At 58.1% G+C, this 16,231-nt stretch carries 15 protein-coding genes; 12 read left to right on the forward strand and 3 right to left on the reverse strand.

All coding sequences use genetic code 11. The annotated features are described in order from the left end of the window. Positions 1 to 74: 74 nt before the first annotated feature. Positions 75 to 716, reverse strand: a complete 642-nt coding sequence (yihA, locus tag PMI22_RS0129685; RefSeq protein ID WP_033049579.1) for a ribosome biogenesis GTP-binding protein YihA/YsxC — start codon at positions 714 to 716, stop codon at positions 75 to 77. A gap of 191 nt (positions 717 to 907) precedes the next feature. On the opposite strand from yihA, the gene PMI22_RS06395 reads away from it, so the two are divergent. The 7 genes from PMI22_RS06395 to PMI22_RS06365 all read left to right on the forward strand — a co-directional run bounded on the left by PMI22_RS06395 (position 908) and on the right by PMI22_RS06365 (position 8,137). After that, complete coding sequence (locus tag PMI22_RS06395) at positions 908 to 1,198, forward strand: c-type cytochrome (RefSeq protein WP_007947948.1); 291 nt, start codon at positions 908 to 910, stop codon at positions 1,196 to 1,198. 46 nt (positions 1,199 to 1,244) lie between these two features. After that, positions 1,245 to 1,874: a c-type cytochrome gene (locus PMI22_RS06390; RefSeq protein ID WP_007947949.1), complete on the forward strand. Its 630-nt coding sequence runs from the start codon at positions 1,245 to 1,247 to the stop codon at positions 1,872 to 1,874. A gap of 200 nt (positions 1,875 to 2,074) precedes the next feature. Further along, positions 2,075 to 2,716 (forward strand): thiol:disulfide interchange protein DsbA/DsbL, encoded by a 642-nt coding sequence (locus tag PMI22_RS06385; RefSeq protein ID WP_007947951.1) that lies wholly within the window; start codon positions 2,075 to 2,077, stop codon positions 2,714 to 2,716. A 14-nt stretch (positions 2,717 to 2,730) separates the two neighbouring features. Next, positions 2,731 to 3,609, forward strand: coding sequence for an endonuclease/exonuclease/phosphatase family protein (locus tag PMI22_RS06380; RefSeq protein ID WP_007947952.1), 879 nt, complete (start codon positions 2,731 to 2,733; stop codon positions 3,607 to 3,609). After that, on the forward strand, positions 3,606 to 5,567 hold the full coding sequence (locus tag PMI22_RS06375) for a GGDEF domain-containing protein (protein WP_007947953.1): 1,962 nt from the start codon (positions 3,606 to 3,608) through the stop codon (positions 5,565 to 5,567). Before PMI22_RS06380 ends, PMI22_RS06375 begins: the two co-directional genes overlap by 4 nt. A 101-nt stretch (positions 5,568 to 5,668) precedes the next feature. After that, complete coding sequence (locus tag PMI22_RS06370; protein ID WP_007947954.1) at positions 5,669 to 6,448, forward strand: N-acetylmuramoyl-L-alanine amidase; 780 nt, start codon at positions 5,669 to 5,671, stop codon at positions 6,446 to 6,448. Between the two features lie 75 nt (positions 6,449 to 6,523). Beyond that, complete coding sequence (locus tag PMI22_RS06365; protein ID WP_033049581.1) at positions 6,524 to 8,137, forward strand: EAL domain-containing protein; 1,614 nt, start codon at positions 6,524 to 6,526, stop codon at positions 8,135 to 8,137. 7 nt (positions 8,138 to 8,144) lie between these two features. Here PMI22_RS06365 and PMI22_RS06360 read toward each other — a convergent pair whose 3' ends face one another. Both PMI22_RS06360 and algB read right to left on the reverse strand, forming a co-directional pair. Then, positions 8,145 to 9,935 (reverse strand): KinB sensor domain-containing domain, encoded by a 1,791-nt coding sequence (locus PMI22_RS06360; RefSeq protein ID WP_007947957.1) that lies wholly within the window; start codon positions 9,933 to 9,935, stop codon positions 8,145 to 8,147. Between the two features lie 10 nt (positions 9,936 to 9,945). Beyond that, complete coding sequence (gene algB / locus PMI22_RS06355; protein ID WP_007947958.1) at positions 9,946 to 11,292, reverse strand: sigma-54-dependent response regulator transcription factor AlgB; 1,347 nt, start codon at positions 11,290 to 11,292, stop codon at positions 9,946 to 9,948. A gap of 439 nt (positions 11,293 to 11,731) precedes the next feature. Between algB and PMI22_RS06350 the strand changes: the two genes are divergently transcribed. The 5 genes from PMI22_RS06350 to PMI22_RS06330 all read left to right on the forward strand — a co-directional run bounded on the left by PMI22_RS06350 (position 11,732) and on the right by PMI22_RS06330 (position 16,142). Then, positions 11,732 to 12,019 (forward strand): hypothetical protein, encoded by a 288-nt coding sequence (locus PMI22_RS06350; RefSeq protein WP_007947959.1) that lies wholly within the window; start codon positions 11,732 to 11,734, stop codon positions 12,017 to 12,019. Positions 12,020 to 12,102: 83 nt separating this feature from the next. Next, positions 12,103 to 12,267: a DUF1328 domain-containing protein gene (locus PMI22_RS30825; protein WP_003177151.1), complete on the forward strand. Its 165-nt coding sequence runs from the start codon at positions 12,103 to 12,105 to the stop codon at positions 12,265 to 12,267. A 2-nt stretch (positions 12,268 to 12,269) separates the two neighbouring features. Further along, positions 12,270 to 12,734: an inhibitor of vertebrate lysozyme family protein gene (locus tag PMI22_RS06340; RefSeq protein WP_007947960.1), complete on the forward strand. Its 465-nt coding sequence runs from the start codon at positions 12,270 to 12,272 to the stop codon at positions 12,732 to 12,734. Positions 12,735 to 13,436: 702 nt separating this feature from the next. Then, positions 13,437 to 14,768, forward strand: coding sequence for a glutamate/aspartate:proton symporter GltP (gltP, locus tag PMI22_RS06335; RefSeq protein ID WP_007947961.1), 1,332 nt, complete (start codon positions 13,437 to 13,439; stop codon positions 14,766 to 14,768). A 144-nt stretch (positions 14,769 to 14,912) separates the two neighbouring features. Beyond that, positions 14,913 to 16,142, forward strand: coding sequence for a nucleoside recognition domain-containing protein (locus PMI22_RS06330; protein ID WP_007947962.1), 1,230 nt, complete (start codon positions 14,913 to 14,915; stop codon positions 16,140 to 16,142). Positions 16,143 to 16,231 lie beyond the last annotated feature (89 nt).

Below are 16,231 nucleotides of genomic sequence, written 5' to 3' on the forward strand. Positions count from 1 at the left end.
AACTTGAGCCCCGGAACTTCCCCCTCCCCATAGAAGTCCGGGGTTTTTTTTGCCTGCCGTTTGCCTCAAGGGCTTTACTCGGCAGCTTCGGAACCCTTGTCCGCCAGCTCCATCCAGCCCGCCAGTACCGTGTAGGCGTCTTCCAGACCCAAGCGTTTTGGCGCCGAAAACAGCTGGATACTGACCGCATCCCCCCAACCCTTACGGATATCGGCCTGGACTTTGAGCAGGACGTTTTTCGCCGCCCCGTACGTCAGCTTGTCGGCTTTGGTCAGCAAAATATGCATGGGCATGCCGCTGGCGACGGCCCAATCAAGCATCAACAAGTCGAAGTCGGTCATTGGATGACGGATGTCCATCATCAAAATCAGACCTTTCAAACTCTCGCGACCACCCAGATACGCTTCCAGGTGACGCTGCCAGTGCAGCTTCAACGGGATAGGTACTTTTGCATAACCGTAACCCGGAAGGTCGACCAGACGACGATCATCGTCTAGCTTGAAGAAGTTCAAGAGCTGCGTGCGCCCCGGAGTTTTCGAGGTTCGCGCAAGACTGGCGTGCGTCAGGGTGTTCAGCGCACTGGACTTGCCGGCGTTGGAACGGCCGGCGAAGGCCACTTCAAAGCCTTCATCGTCCGGGCATTGATCGACTTTGGCAGCGCTGAGCATGAAGGTGGACTGTTGGCACAGGCCGAGGATGGGATTCTTGAGTTGCATGGGATTTCCGATGTGGGCGGCGCCGGGAATGGACGCGGCAAGCGGTGTCGTTTCCGTTTCAGTGACGCCAGTATATAATGCCGCAGATTTTGTGTGCGCTTTGTCCCAGCGTAGGATGAAGATCACGAGAGCGATTGACCTTGATTGCGCACTAGAACGCAACATGCTCTCAACCCTGAAAAGGTCGTTTTATGACGAAATGGCTGCTAGCTGCCGGTGTCTTGATGCCGCTTTACAGCGCTCAGGCTACACAGGATCCGGAAGCTGTGTACAACCGTGTTTGTGGTGCCTGTCATTCCGGCCAACTACCCATGGCCCCTCAAAAGGGCGATCAGGAAGCTTGGACGCCGAGGTTGGCGAAAGGTATGGAGACGCTGGTGCAACACGTGACCCAGGGTTTCAAGGCGATGCCGCCGCGTGGTTTGTGCATGGACTGCAGTGCCGAGGATTACCAGGCAATCATCCAGTGGATGAGCGAGTGATCCCGGTCCATAACTCCTTAACCCTTAGCCGTAGTTGGATTAGCTGATGAACAAATTGATCGTGAGTCTGCTGTTGACCGTGGGGATCTCCGGCATTGCCCATGCTGCAGGTGAGCCAGTAAAACCTGGTGACGCCGCCGCAGGCCAGGCAAAAGCCGCTGTATGTGGCGCCTGTCATGGCCCGGATGGCAACAGCATGGCGCCTAACTTTCCGAAACTGGCAGGTCAGGGTGAACGCTACCTGACCAAACAGCTGCACGACATAAAGTCGGGCAAGCGCACCGTTCTGGAAATGACCGGCCTGCTGACCAACCTGAGCGACCAGGATCTGGCTGATATCGCGGCCTACTTCGCCAAACAGAACGGCAGTGTTGGAGCCGCCGACCCTAAAATCGTGGCTCGCGGTGAAGCCCTGTTCCGCGGCGGCGACCTGGCCAAGGGCCTGCCGGCCTGCACCGGTTGCCACTCTCCAGACGGCAAGGGCAATGCGACCGCCGGCTTCCCTCATCTGGGCGGCCAGCATGCTCAATACGTCGCCAAGCAACTGACCGATTTCCGCAAGGAAGAAGGCGGACGCACCAACGATGGCGATGCCAAAACCATGCAGACAATCGCCAAACGACTGAGCGACGAAGATATCGCCGCCGTGTCCAGCTACATTCAAGGCCTGCACTAAGGCCGGTTGATCGGGCGTTGCGAGTGATGAACATCTCATGCAACGTTAACGCTCGATTAATCCGTCGCAGCAAGTATAAAAAGGGTGGCTTAGGCCGCCCTTTTTTGTGGCCGCTGCCGTTACACTACAGAACTCAAGCCCGCCAGGACCTGTCTGAAAACAGGTCGCGCGAGGCGACCAAAATTGTCCAGGAGTAAAGCATGCGTAATCTGATCATCAGCGCCGCGTTCGTCGCTGCCAGCCTGTTCGGCATGACTGCCCAAGCCGCCGAAGCCCCCGCTGCCCCCTATGTCGAACTGACCAATCCGGTTCCGGTCGCAGTGCCTGGCAAGATCGAAGTGGTGGAGTTGTTCTGGTATGGCTGCCCGCACTGCTACGCATTCGAACCGGTAATCAATCCTTGGGTCGAGAAGCTGCCCTCCGATGTGAATTTTGTGCGCATTCCAGCGATGTTCGGCGGCCCTTGGGACGCACACGGCCAACTGTTCCTGACCCTTGAAGCCATGGGCGTCGAGCATCAGGTTCACACGGCGGTTTTCGAAGCCATCCAGAAAGAACACAAGAAGCTGGTCACTCCAGAAGAAATGGCAGAGTTCCTGGCCACTCAGGGCGTTGACAAGGACAAGTTCCTGGCCACCTTCAACTCCTTCGCCATCAAGGGCCAGATCACCAAAGCCAAAGACCTTGCGAAGAAGTATGAAATTTCCGGCGTACCGACCATGATCGTCAACGGTAAATATCGCTTTGACGTGGGCTCCGCCGGCGGTGCCGAGCAAGCCCTGAAACTGGCCGATACACTGGTCGACAAAGAGCGAGCGGCTAGCAAGGCTGCCGCCAACTAAGCGAAGCGACTGCCATGCGCCGCTGGGGAACTGAACGCGTTGTTGGCCTGCATGATCCACGGGTCAACGAACATCACCTGGAGTCGACGGGCTTGCCCGCAGACAGTCGACTGCGCTTGCTCAGTTTTAATATCCAGGTCGGCATCAGTACCGAGCGGTATCGGCACTACCTGACCCGAGGCTGGCAACACTTGTTGCCGCACACCGGGCGTGCCGACAATCTGCAAAAAATCGGCAACCTGCTGGGCGACTTCGATCTGGTCGCCTTGCAGGAAGCCGATGGCGGTAGCCTGCGATCAGGCTACGTCAATCAAGTCGAACACCTGGCGCAACTCGGCGCCTTCCCCTACTGGTATCAACAGCTCAATCGCAACCTCGGTCGCCTCGGCCAGCACAGCAATGGCGTGCTCAGCCGCTTGCGCCCGTGGGCGATTGAAGATCACCCGCTGCCGGGCCCCAAGGGTCGCGGAGCGATTCTGGTGCGCTTCGGCGAAGGTCCGGAGGCGTTGGTGGTGGTCATGATGCATCTGGCGCTGGGCGCTCGCGTGCGCAGCCTCCAACTGGCTTACATCCGCGAGTTGATCGGCGGCTATAAACACCAAGTGCTGATGGGCGACATGAATACCCATGCCAGCGACTTGCTGCAAAACTCCCCGTTGCGTGACCTCGGCCTGCTCGCGCCGCAATTGGAAGCGACATTCCCTAGCTGGCGCCCACAACGCTGCCTGGACCATATTCTGCTAAGCCCGACGCTGACCCTTGAAAAGGTCCAGGTCCTGGCACAGCCCATTTCCGATCACCTGCCGGTCGCGGTAGAGATTCGTCTGCCGGGTTCGCTCACGGCAGATGCATTACCCGCGTTGAGCCCTGCCCCTCGCGGACCCCATGAATGAGCGACGAAACACAGCGCTGGAAAGAGAAGTACCTCAAAAACATCGAACAACAGGAAAAGCTTGAACGTCGCTGGGACGCCCGGCTTGACCTGCTGCGCCGTGGGCTGGTGCGTAGCACTCTGGCGGCTGAGGGTACCGACCGCGCCGTCGACCAATGCATGAAAGAGATGCGCGAAGTCGTGCGCACCGATGACATGGACGCCGCCTTGGCCGCCCTGCTGCCGCGACTTGAAAAAGCCGTGCTCGATTCCGAAAAGCGCCGGGAAACCCGAATCAGTCAGACCAGCGCCGCACTGACAGCGCTGGTCTCGCAACTGCAATCATTGCCGCTGCCTCGGGAAGTGAGCCGACCACTCAAGAGCTTTGCCAAAAAACTCGAGGGTAGAGTCAGTCAGGCCCGCGAAATTCCGTTGCTGCTCAGCGAACTAAGCGGCCTGCAAGGCAAGGCCTTGAACCAGTTGGAGACCCCAGCCGAACCTGACCGGCCCGGTTTTCTGCAGAGACTGTTCGGCAGCCGCGAAGCTGACGAGGAAGTGTCACAGGTCATCGCACCTTCCGTTCACACCACGGCTGCGCAACCTGTGGAGCCCGCTGCCGAAATTGCACATGTCGATCACGCATCGAGTGAGGACCGGCCGTCAGTTACACAACTAGTGGCACCCGCCTGTGAAGTGGTAGCACTTGTCCCGCCCGCCCTTGAAGCAGTCGCCGCCTGGACGCCAGCTCCAGAACCACAAACAGCGTCGGACAATGAACACCAGGAAGAGCCCACCCTTCCCTTCCTCGCCCCCGTCATTGCGATCCAACCGGCAATCAATCCCGATGAGCTGACCCCGGCATTTACGACCATTGATCCTGAGCACAGCGAACCAGAGCACTTCCTCTACGCCTTGCCTGACTCACCGGAGCCGTCCTACAGCTCTGTCGCCAAACACATCGAAGACACACTGCTCGGCCTGCTCGACGATTTGACATTACCGGAACGCCACCGACCCCAAGCGGAAGCGATGCGGGATCGCCTTCAACATGGTTTGAACTGGTATGAGCTGATTCCGATCCTCGACGATCTAGCGACCCTGATGTTGGCGATAAACCACGGCGGCGAGCACGAATTCGAAGCCTATTTACAGCAACTCAATGAACGCCTGGAATCCTTCCAGAGCAACTTGAAGGCGGCCAGCGAAGGGCACGCCGACAGCCGCTCTGCGGCGCGGCAGATGGATACGCAGATCCGCGAACAGGTCGATGGCTTGCACAGCAGCATGCAGGAAGCGGCGGACCTGGACGACCTCAAACTCGTTCTGGAGAATCATCTGGAAGGCCTGCTTGGCACCATGGATCACCACCAGAAGCAGCGCGATGAGCGTGAACAAGCGGTCGCAGCACGGTTACACAGCCTGGCGGAGCGGGTGGCGCACATGGAGCAGGAAGCGCAGGGTTATCGGGAGCACCTTGAAGAGCAACGCCAGAAAGCGTTGATCGATCCGCTCACCGCCCTGCCCAATCGAGCCGCTTGGAGCGAACGCCTGGATCACGAAGTCGGCCAATGGCAGCGGCACGGCAATACCTTGTTGCTGGCCATGCTCGATCTCGATCACTTCAAACGTATTAACGACAACTATGGCCACCTGGCAGGCGACAAAGTGCTGAAGATCATCGCCAACGTGATGCGCAAGCGCCTGCGCGGTACCGATTTCGTCGCGCGATTTGGTGGCGAGGAGTTTGTGCTTCTGATGCCCGGCACCGTGCCGGCAGTCGGTGCAAAACTGCTGGAAACCCTGCGCGCCTCGATCGAGGCTTGCCCATTTCACTTTAAAGGTGAGCGCGTAACCATCACTATTTCCATGGGCTTTACGGTGCTTAAACCCGATGAAAATAGCGATATGGCCCTCAAAAGAGCCGATCAGGCGCTGTATCGCGCCAAAAATGCCGGGCGCAATCGAGTAGAGGCCGGCTAACGGCCATTTGTTCCATTTTGTTGAAAACAGCGCATTTGCCGTCGGCACTCAAAGCAGTACGTTACACTGTTGCATTACTGTCTTGTGTGTACAGACTTGCCATGAAATATCTAGCTCTCATCGCGTCTCTGCTGCTGTTGGCCGGTTGTGCCAGCGGCCCCCGTATCGACACCAGCCACGCTTCGAAAAACTACGACAGTCGCATTCAGTTCGTGGTGTTGCATTACACCAACGCCTCGCTGGAGCGCTCACTGCAGTTGTTGACCCATGGCGAAGTCAGCAGCCATTACCTCATTGGCGACGACAAGGGCGCCACCATCTATAAGCTGATGGACGAGCAATATCGCGCCTGGCACGCGGGCGAAAGCGAATGGCAAGGCAGGACCTGGCTGAACTCCAGCTCCATCGGTATCGAAATCGTCAACCCGGGCTTCAAAGACACCCCCACCGGACGCGTCTGGTACCCCTACAGCGAGGATCAAGTGCAATCGTTGATCTTCCTGCTCAAAGACATCAGCACGCGTTACAACATCCATCCTCGCGCCATCATCGGCCATAGTGACATCGCGCCAATGCGCAAGCTCGACCCCGGTCCGCTATTCCCATGGAAACGCCTGGCCGCCGAAGGCATAGGCGTGTGGCCCAACGAGCAAGCCGTAGCGCGCCAGCAAGCCCAATTCGCAGCACAACTGCCGAGCATCAGCTGGTTTCAGGGACAACTGGCCAAACTGGGTTATGACACCCCACAAACCGGTGAACTGGATGTAGCGACGCGCCATGTGTTGGCGGCCTTTCAGTTGCACTTTCGCCCTACCCGCTTCGACGGCACGCCGGACGCTGAATCAGCTGCAATCCTGCAAGTCGTGAATCAGACAAATTAATGGCGCCCGTCCGACAGTAAGGGCTTTTTCCCAATCAGCAGCTATAACTCATTGGTAATTCTTCGGATATCAATGATGGCTGTAGAGCGCGAGACACTACGTAGCTGGTTCTATCGTCCCTGGTTTTTGGCGATGCTGGCGGCTGCCCTGAGCGCGACCTTGTTGATCGCCGGCAGTCTGTTCGTGGCGATGCATCAGGTTGAACAGAACGAAAGCCAGGAAATGAACGCTCAGGGCGAGCGTTTTCTCGCCCGCCTGGAACAGCTATTCGGGCAGCTGCGCGAAAGCCTCGACGACCTCGAATCCCAGCCACTTCGAGGCTGCGATGCCGAATTGATCGCAACGTTGCAACAGGTCAGCTTCAACTACCGCTTCGTTTACGAAGCGGCTTACGTCGATGATTCACGCTTGTGCTCCAACCGTCCTCGTCGGGAAGGGCTTTCGCTGCTGCGACCTCCCGACATCAAAGGCCCCACCTACAGCTATTGGCTGAACACCACCACCGAACCCGATGAAAACCGTGCCGCGCTGATGCTTGGAAGGGGAAATTTCCGGGTGGCAACGTCTCGCGGACATTTGACCGACATGGTCGACTTGACGCCTGGAAGCAGCCTGCTAGTGGTGCTGGACCGCGGAACGCGCGCGATTCCCGTATTGGGTGCAGCCCAAGTCTGGCCACCGACGGAATCCTGGGTCCCCAAAAGTCGCGACGCACTGCAAGTCACGCAAACCCGCTTGATTTACCACATGCCGACCAACAATCCGGAATACCAATTGGTATTGATCACACCGCGCACGGTCATGCACGTGCCAGCGGTGTGGTGGTGGCTGCTTCCTGCCAGTCTGATGCTGGGGGTGATTGTGGGTTTTCTGGTGTTTCTGCTGGTGCGCCAACGCCAGTCGCTGGACGCCGAACTGCACGGCGCCATACGACGAGGCGAGCTGCAGGTGCTTTATCAACCGATCTTCGATCTCGACAGCCGCAACTGTGTCGGTGCCGAAGCGTTGCTGCGCTGGCGAAGGCCAGACGGCACATTGACCAGCCCCGACCTGTTTATCCCGATGGCGGAAAACACCGGCCAGATCCGGCAAATGACCGACTTCGTGCTGCAACGCCTGCTCGAACAATTGGGGCAACTGCTACGCGCTAACCCGCAGTTGTACATCTCGGTCAATCTCGCTGCATGCGATGTAATGGTGCCGCGTATCGGTCAAGTAATGGCCCGCCTGCTGACCCTGCACCGGGTCGCCGCGCAGCAGATTGCCTTCGAAGTGACAGAGCGGGGATTGATTGATGTGGTGGTGGCCCGGGAAAACCTGCAAGCGTTGCGCGATGTCGGGCATCAAGTGCTGATCGATGACTTTGGCACTGGCTATTGCAGCCTCGCCTACCTGCAAACCTTGCCGGTGGATTGCCTGAAGATCGACAAGGCGTTTATCGATGCTCTGGGCCATGACGCCGCCAGCAGCGGCGTCGCACCGCACATCATCCACATGGCACAAGCACTGCAACTCAAAGTGATCGCCGAGGGCATCGAACATGAAGCGCAAGCCGCGTTTCTATGCAGCGAAGGGGTGAAGTTCGGTCAAGGTTGGCTGTTCGCCCACGCCTTGAGCTCCGTGCAGTTCATCGAACTGATTACCCGCGGTCGGCGAAAGGCTGGCCGACGCGTAAATGACGAGGCGTGAAAACGGCTTATACCGCCAGTGCCATGTAGAACTGCGTACCCTGCCCCGGCCGCGAATAGACACCCATCCGCCCACCGTGCAATTGCACGATTTCCTTGCACAGTGCCAAACCCAGCCCGGCCCCCCCTTTCTTGCGGCCAACCTGGACAAAGGGCTCAAAGATTCGCCCTTGCTGCCCATAGGCAATCCCTTCGCCGTTGTCCTCGACACTGATAATCACCCGCTCGCCATGGCGCCGGGCCTGCAACCGAATCAACCCTTCCCGCGCGGTATGGCGCAAAGCGTTGTCGATGAGGTTGTCGAGCACCCGGTCGAGTTGCGGTTGATCGGCCTGCAACCGGGGCAATGGCCCCTGCACTTCTACCCGCAATTCGATGCCCTGCTCTGTCGCGGCATCTGCAAAGCGGGCATGGGCCTGCGTCAGCAGATCCTCGATGGAGCATGGCGCCAGGGACAGTTTCTGCAATCCGTTCTGGTAGCGAGAGAAATTCAGCAGGTCGTTGATCAACTGCATCAAGCGCTGCATTTCTTCGTTGACGGTATCCAGCAGGTCCGCTTCGCGGGAATCCTGAGGAAATTTCGCCCGCTCGCGAAACAGACCGAAAGCCATGTGCATGCCAGTGACCGGTGTTCGCAGCTCATGGGAAGCCCGCAAGACAAACTCGCTGCGTACCCGTTCGAATGCCCGCTGTTCGGTGACGTCATGTAACACCATCACCGCGCCAAGAATATGACCTTGGGTATGGATGACCGGGGTCAGGCTATAGGTCAGCAACCTCGACTCACCATCGACCTCGATACTCAAATCTTCCGGCGCACGCTCCAGCGTGCCGCCACGCAGCACCAGTTGCAGCTGTTCATCCAGTTCCGGACGATCAAGGGCCGCGCCCAGGCCCTGGCCCAGGCGATCGGTGTCCCAACCCAGTTGACGTTGAGCTACCGGATTGAGGTGTTCAAGATGGCCTTCACGATCGATCATCAACAAGCCGTCGTCGATGCTGTCGAGCACCGCTTGCAGGCGTTGTTGACCGGCGAGCAGTTCGTCGATGTTGGTGGCCTGGTGCTCGCGCAATGCCTCGGCCATGATCCCGAAGCGCTTGGTCAGAAGGTTCAGTTCCACGGCGGACGAAATCGGCAGGGTTACCTCGAAATTGCCCTGGCCAATATTGTCGGCGGCGTGGGCCAAAGCTTCGATAGGCTCACCAAAACGCCGGGCAATCGCGTGGGCCGTCACAAATCCAATGATCAACACCGCCAATCCCACCAACCCCAGCAGGCCAGCCACCAGCAATGCGCGCTCCCGAGACTGGCGCTCGGTGTCAGTGATGTTATCCAGCGCACGTTTGTGTTCTGTGAGTAGACCGTTGCGCAACGTGTTGAATTTTTCCGTGAGCGCTTCGTTGCCACTCAACACCTTGGCCGGGTCAGAGGCCTGGCCGTAGGCCTGGAGAAAATCCAGATAGTCGTCCTTGGCCTGTTCAAACCCGTATGGGCCGCCATTGCCGGATTGTTCGAGGGCGATGCCTTCATCGAGCAACTGGATGTAATGCTGCCTCGCCGACTCGAATCTGACGGGATCGGGCTTCTCGCTGACCATGACCATCAATTGATCACCCAAGGTCTGACGCAGTTTCAGCCCCAGGTCGAGGGTGGCGAAGTTGTTGCGAACGAGCGCTTCCTGGGAGCCGGCCATCTGCATCACGCTGACCAGCCCGAGCAAAAGCCCGAGCAGCGCCACGGTGATCAGTGCGGAAATACTCAGGAACAGCCGAGTACGCAGCTTCATCGCCAGTTTCATCGGTTACAGCTCACAAGTTGTATTGCTTGCGTTTGCGGTACAGCGTCGAGGCATCAATGCCCAAGGTCTTTGCCGCCTGATCCAGTGTATCCGCCGTGGCGAGTACTGCACCGATGTGAGCTTTTTCCAATTCATCCAGGCTCAACGCCGCGCCAATGCGCGGTGCATTGTTAACCGGGGTTTCGGCCATGCCCAAGTGGCTGATCTCAACCCGCTCCTGCGGACAAATAATGCTCGCCCGCTCCACCACGTTACGCAACTCGCGAATGTTGCCGGGCCAGCGATAACCCAGGAGCGCCTCACGGGCTTCATCGCTGAAGGCACGGGCCGGGCGCGCGTACTCTTTGACGAAGCGGGCGAGAAAGCGATCGGCCAGGTTGAGGATATCTTCACGGCGTTCGCGCAGCGGTGGCAGGTGCAAGGTGATGACGTTCAGGCGATAGAGCAAATCCTCGCGGAATCGCCCGTCGCGCACCATGTCTTCAAGGTTCAGGTTTGTCGCGGCGAGAATGCGTACATCGGCGCGACGGGTCACCGGATCACCGACTCGCTCGTATTCCTTGTCCTGAATGAATCGCAGCAATTTAGGTTGCAACGTCAGAGGAAAATCGCCGATCTCGTCGAGAAAAAGCGTTCCGCCGTCGGCCTGATTGACCCGCCCCAGCGTGCTTTCGCTGGCACCGGTGAAGGCACCACGACTGTGACCGAAGAGTTCGCTTTCCATGAGTTCAGCGGTCAGGGACGGGCAGTTGATCGTGACGCAGGATTTCTTCTGACGCTTGCTCCAGCCGTGAATGGCTTGGGACAGTTCACCTTTACCGGTGCCGGACTCGCCCAGAATCAGAATGTTGGCATCGGTACCGGCAACCTGGCGGGCGGTTTCGAGCACCACTTTCATGGCCGGACTGTGGGAGTCCAGACCATCCTTGGGTTTACGCACTTCACCTTCAAGGGCTTCCAGGCGGGCGGACAGTTGTCGCACTTCCAGCTGCTTAGCGGTGGCCAGACGCAATTGATCGGGACTGCATGGCTTGACGAGGTAGTCGGCGGCCCCCGCCTGAATCGCATCGACAGCAGTGTCCACGGCCGAGTGTGCGGTGACGATCACCACCCGCATCCATGGCGCCTGGATGCGCATTTGCGCCAGAACATCCAGGCCATTGTCCTCACCCAGACGTAAATCAAGAAAGCACAGATCGAACACCTGACGCTGCAACAAGGCATCGGCCTGGGCCGCGCTGGTCGCGGTGGAAACGCTATAGCCTTCGTCTTCGAGGCAATAGCGGAAGGTTCGCAGGATAGCGGACTCATCATCCACCAACAGAATGCGGCCTTGATGCACCGTGGCTGATTCCATGTTCCTGCGCTCCTTTAAAGTTTGATCTTGGTTAGTCCCGAACAAATCGGGCAAGTTGCATGGTCGATTCTGATCCATTCCAGCGCCAGTCGGGTAGCTATCTGCTGCTGCGCTGCTTAATTGACTGAATTGCATGGGTTTTTAGATAAAAATCGAATTCAGGCGAATGCTCGCCTCCCTTTCTGACATCTGCGTGCGCCACGCAATTCAAAAAAATTCCAGACACCCCTGAATTTATCGTGCATTTCGCACGAGCATGGAGGGAGCATCGTGCAGGATGCGTCGCGGAGGATTTTTCAAATACTTATAACTTATTGTTTTTGTTAGTTTTTATTCGCTCAAAAAAACTGGCATGCACGCTGCAATGGTCTGGGTAATCAGGGCATTTCCATACGACGCCCTCTAACAAGATCACCACCAAAGTGGGAGGAGCTTCAGGATGACTCGCTACCGTGCCGCCCAACTGCATATCTCGCCGCTGCATATCCAGCAAGGCTTGTTTGCTGTGCTGGCAATGCTGATCACGTTGATCGCCGGCCAGCAGTTCTTTCGCTGGGAGCAGAGCCAGCAGCCAGAGGCGCCACACCTGTCGATTCAACATCCGACCCAAACCCACTTCAGTGCCGCCAGCAGCAACCTCGCCGACATCGCCCCCATGCGGATGATGGACGTCGACCAGGCGCAGCCTTTGGATGAGATGCCGCGTCAGGAGCGCTGGGTATTTTAGTTAACCGAACTTGGCGTGCTCCTTGCGCCGGGACAAGCACCACAAGTGACACCTCTAATTAATGAAGCGTAAGGAGAATCACCATGTTGAGCTGGGCAATCACATTCTTGATCATTGCCATCATCGCTGCAGTACTGGGCTTCGGTGGTATCGCGGGCACCGCCACGGGTATCGCCAAGATTCTCTTTGTCGTGTTCCTGGTGATGTTCATTGCTTCCTTCTTCTTTGGCCGTCGCGGTCGAGGGTGAACATGAGCGTTCTGTTTAAGACACTGGCAGCCGCCCTGCTTCTGGGCGGTAGTGCCATGGCGATGGCGGCCAATGATGGCCAGATGCGGGTCAATGGATTGCTCACTACGGACCCGCAATACCGTGAAACATGGCAACACGTAGTGAAGAAGGAAGAACGCTTGCCTGAATGGGTAATGAACCTGTCTGGTGATGCCGAGCAAATGACTGCTGTGGAAGAGAATGGCCACAAATATCTGGTCGGGCCGCTGTGCCAAACGCAACCGACCTGCCAGAACGAACGCTTGATTGTGGCCTTCAGTTTCGACAAGGAAGACGCCTACGCCATGCTGGTCGAAGTGCCCGCAGGACTGCCGGCCGACAAGTCGCCGACGCGACATGCCAACTACCGCTTCCTTGGCAAACCGGACCAGGGCATGCAGGGCTTGCTGATGGAACAGCTGAAGAAAGATCCGAACTGGTACTGAATTCGTCATATGAAGGAAGCAACATGCTTCTTTCCACTGCGCTACCCGAGGAAGGTAGACGCATGACCATGGGGTCGGGACGTTCTGACTGTTCCAGGGTCGGAGTGACCTACGGGTACAGGGAGTGCCTGCGCAAGGGCCGGGTCAGGCAAAGCTGCGACGCAAGTTCGCCCGGTCACAGGAATCGGCGAATTTGCGGAGAGCTTCACTCGCTAAAGCAGTCTCCATGAGCGTTCTGCTCAATTGCCGCTATGCTTCTTCTGCTACCTTTCCGCAAAAAGCATTTCGCGGTGTTTCCTTGCGACCGTATATCGAGAAAGATGCCTACGTATGACAGCGATTTTTCGCGGCTAAACGTTGGTTTTATCTCAAGTTTTAGTCCCGTGTCGTTCGTTCTCAAAATACCCGACCGCCGCTGAAATGGCCGGTTCACGGTACTTTTAGCTGCCGAAATGTCGTATCAAAACGGGTTGAGACTCCCGTTTCATTTAGAAAGGCTCATGCCGATTCGGCATAGGGTAGGCATTTACGGCATTAGACGTTGCTTCCTTGCATGGGAATAGTTGCGCCTTTTTTCGCCTGCCAGAGAGCCATAACAAGCGCTCCGGGGCTCCTTATACGGGGGCAGATGCACGCACTTTTTCGCCACAAGCGTTCCAGTGACTGTCTCTGCCTGAGTCAAACGCAAGTAAGGGTAAAGATATGAAGAAGGCAAAGCTTAGCCTCGCCTGGCAGATCGTCATCGGTCTGGTATTGGGGATTGCAATCGGTGCGCTGCTCAACCATTTCAGTGCCGAAAAAGCCTGGTGGATCAGCAATGTCCTGCAACCGGCAGGCGATATCTTTATCCGTCTGATCAAGATGATCGTGATCCCGATCGTCATCTCCTCGCTGATTGTTGGCATTGCTGGCGTCGGCGACGCCAAGAAACTCGGTCGCATCGGTCTGAAGACCATCATCTACTTCGAGATTGTCACCACCATCGCCATTCTGGTGGGTCTGGTGTTGGCCAACCTGTTCCATCCGGGCAGCGGCATCGACATGAGCACCCTCGGTACCGTGGATATCTCCAAGTACCAGGCCACCGCTGCCGAGGTTCAGCATGAGCACGCGTTCATCCAGACCATCCTCAACCTGATCCCGTCGAACATCTTCGCGGCCATGGTTCGCGGCGAGATGCTGCCGATCATCTTCTTCTCCGTGTTGTTCGGCCTCGGTCTGTCGAGCCTGCAATCGGACCTGCGCGAGCCGCTGGTGAAGATGTTCCAGGGCGTGTCGGAAAGCATGTTCAAAGTCACCCACATGATCATGAACTACGCCCCGATCGGCGTATTTGCACTGATCGCGGTGACCGTGGCCAACTTCGGTTTCGCCTCGCTGCTGCCGCTGGCCAAGCTGGTGGTGCTGGTTTACTTCGCCATCGCGTTCTTTGCCTTTGTGGTGCTGGGCCTGATCGCTCGCCTGTTCGGCTTCTCGGTGATCAAGCTGATCCGCATCTTCAAGGATGAGCTGGTGCTGGCCTACTCCACCGCCAGCTCGGAAACCGTGCTGCCGCGCGTGATCGAGAAGATGGAAGCCTACGGCGCGCCGAAAGCCATTTGCAGCTTTGTGGTGCCGACCGGTTATTCGTTCAACCTCGACGGCTCGACCCTGTACCAGAGCATCGCGGCCATCTTCATTGCCCAGCTGTACGGCATCGACTTGTCCATCAGCCAGCAGCTGCTGCTGGTGCTCACCCTGATGGTCACCTCAAAAGGCATCGCCGGTGTACCGGGTGTGTCCTTCGTGGTGTTGCTGGCCACGTTGGGCAGCGTCGGTATTCCGCTGGAAGGTCTGGCGTTCATCGCTGGTGTCGACCGCATCATGGACATGGCCCGTACCGCGCTGAACGTGATCGGCAACGCCCTCGCCGTGCTGGTTATCGCACGTTGGGAAGGCATGTACGACGACGCCAAGGGTCAGCGCTACTGGAATTCCCTGCCGCACTGGCGCAGCAAGGAAAAACTGCCAGCCGGCGAGATTTCCAAGAACTAACGCAAACCTGTGGGAGCGGCCAGCCCTTAGAAATGGGTTCACCAAGGCCCCGATGCAGTACCAATCAAACCCCGGAGAAATCCGGGGTTTGTCGTTTCTGGCGACCCCGTTATCATTCGCCGCATCTTCCGGGGGATTTGACTGATGCTTAATGGCCTGTGGCTTGGCTTCTTCATCGTGGCTGCCGTTTCGGCGCTGGCGCAATGGCTGATCGGCGGCAACGCCGGGATCTTCGCGGCGATGGTGGAGAGTATTTTCGCCATGGCGAAATTGTCGGTGGAGGTCATGGTTCTGCTGTTCGGCACCCTCACTCTCTGGCTGGGTTTTCTGCGGATCGCCGAGAAGGCCGGCATCGTCGAGTGGCTGGCCAAAGCGCTGGGGCCGTTGTTCCTGCGCCTGATGCCGGAAGTGCCACCGGGTCACCCGGCCATCGGCCTGATCACCCTGAACTTCGCCGCCAACGGCCTGGGCCTGGACAACGCCGCCACGCCGATCGGCCTCAAGGCAATGAAGGCTCTGCAAGAGCTCAATCCCAGCGCTACCGTGGCCAGCAATGCGCAAATCCTGTTCCTGGTGCTCAACGCCTCCTCCCTGACCCTGCTGCCGGTGACGATCTTCATGTACCGCGCCCAGCAAGGCGCGCCCGATCCGACCCTCGTATTCCTGCCGATCCTGCTGGCGACCAGTTGCTCGACCCTGGTCGGTCTGTTGTCGGTGGCGGTCATGCAGCGTCTGCGCCTGTGGGACCCGGTGGTGCTGGCATACATGATTCCCGGCGCCTTGGCCCTCGGTGCCTTCATGGCATTGCTGGCGACGCTCTCCGCGACCGCTCTGGCGAGCCTGTCATCGATCCTCGGCAACCTGACGCTATTCGGGCTGATCATGGTGTTTCTGATCATCGGCGCGTTGCGCAAAGTGAAGGTCTACGAAGCATTCGTCGAAGGCGCCAAAGAAGGCTTCGACGTGGCCAAGAACCTGCTGCCGTACCTGGTGGCGATGCTCTGCGCGGTGGGCGTGCTGCGGGCCTCCGGCGCGCTGGACTTCGGCCTGGACGGGATTCGACATCTGGTGGAGTGGGCCGGTTGGGACACGCGCTTCGTCGATGCGCTGCCGACGGCGATGGTCAAACCGTTCTCCGGCAGTGCCGCTCGGGCAATGCTGATCGAGACCATGAAAACGTCCGGGGTAGACAGCTTCCCGGCTCTGGTGGCCGCCACGATTCAGGGCAGCACCGAAACCACGTTCTATGTACTGGCGGTGTATTTCGGCGCGGTGGGCATCCAGCGCGCGCGGCATGCGGTAGGGTGTGCGTTGCTGGCAGAACTGGCCGGGGTTCTGGGCGCCATCGGGGTTTGCTATTGGTTCTTCGGCTAACAAAAAAACCTGTGGGAGCGGGCTTGCCCTAATGCCGATCAGTTAAGCCTTAACGCGGACCGTAGCAGCTGGCGAAGCCTGCGTTCGGC

The sequence above is a fragment of the Pseudomonas sp. GM21 genome, assembly GCF_000282215.1.
Classification (GTDB): Bacteria; Pseudomonadota; Gammaproteobacteria; order Pseudomonadales; family Pseudomonadaceae; genus Aquipseudomonas.

Excerpts from the sequence above, each read along its gene's own strand:
- yihA (WP_033049579.1), bottom strand. The coding sequence starts at position 716 with ATGCAACTCAAGAATCCCATCCTCGGCCTGTGCCAACAGTCCACCTTC.
- PMI22_RS06395 (WP_007947948.1), top strand. The coding sequence starts at position 908 with ATGACGAAATGGCTGCTAGCTGCCGGTGTCTTGATGCCGCTTTACAGC.
- PMI22_RS06390 (WP_007947949.1), top strand. The coding sequence starts at position 1,245 with ATGAACAAATTGATCGTGAGTCTGCTGTTGACCGTGGGGATCTCCGGC.
- PMI22_RS06385 (WP_007947951.1), top strand. The coding sequence starts at position 2,075 with ATGCGTAATCTGATCATCAGCGCCGCGTTCGTCGCTGCCAGCCTGTTC.
- PMI22_RS06380 (WP_007947952.1), top strand. The coding sequence starts at position 2,731 with ATGCGCCGCTGGGGAACTGAACGCGTTGTTGGCCTGCATGATCCACGG.
- PMI22_RS06375 (WP_007947953.1), top strand. The coding sequence starts at position 3,606 with ATGAGCGACGAAACACAGCGCTGGAAAGAGAAGTACCTCAAAAACATC.
- PMI22_RS06370 (WP_007947954.1), top strand. The coding sequence starts at position 5,669 with ATGAAATATCTAGCTCTCATCGCGTCTCTGCTGCTGTTGGCCGGTTGT.
- PMI22_RS06365 (WP_033049581.1), top strand. The coding sequence starts at position 6,524 with ATGGCTGTAGAGCGCGAGACACTACGTAGCTGGTTCTATCGTCCCTGG.
- PMI22_RS06360 (WP_007947957.1), bottom strand. The coding sequence starts at position 9,935 with ATGAAACTGGCGATGAAGCTGCGTACTCGGCTGTTCCTGAGTATTTCC.
- algB (WP_007947958.1), bottom strand. The coding sequence starts at position 11,292 with ATGGAATCAGCCACGGTGCATCAAGGCCGCATTCTGTTGGTGGATGAT.
- PMI22_RS06350 (WP_007947959.1), top strand. The coding sequence starts at position 11,732 with ATGACTCGCTACCGTGCCGCCCAACTGCATATCTCGCCGCTGCATATC.
- PMI22_RS30825 (WP_003177151.1), top strand. The coding sequence starts at position 12,103 with ATGTTGAGCTGGGCAATCACATTCTTGATCATTGCCATCATCGCTGCA.
- PMI22_RS06340 (WP_007947960.1), top strand. The coding sequence starts at position 12,270 with ATGAGCGTTCTGTTTAAGACACTGGCAGCCGCCCTGCTTCTGGGCGGT.
- gltP (WP_007947961.1), top strand. The coding sequence starts at position 13,437 with ATGAAGAAGGCAAAGCTTAGCCTCGCCTGGCAGATCGTCATCGGTCTG.
- PMI22_RS06330 (WP_007947962.1), top strand. The coding sequence starts at position 14,913 with ATGCTTAATGGCCTGTGGCTTGGCTTCTTCATCGTGGCTGCCGTTTCG.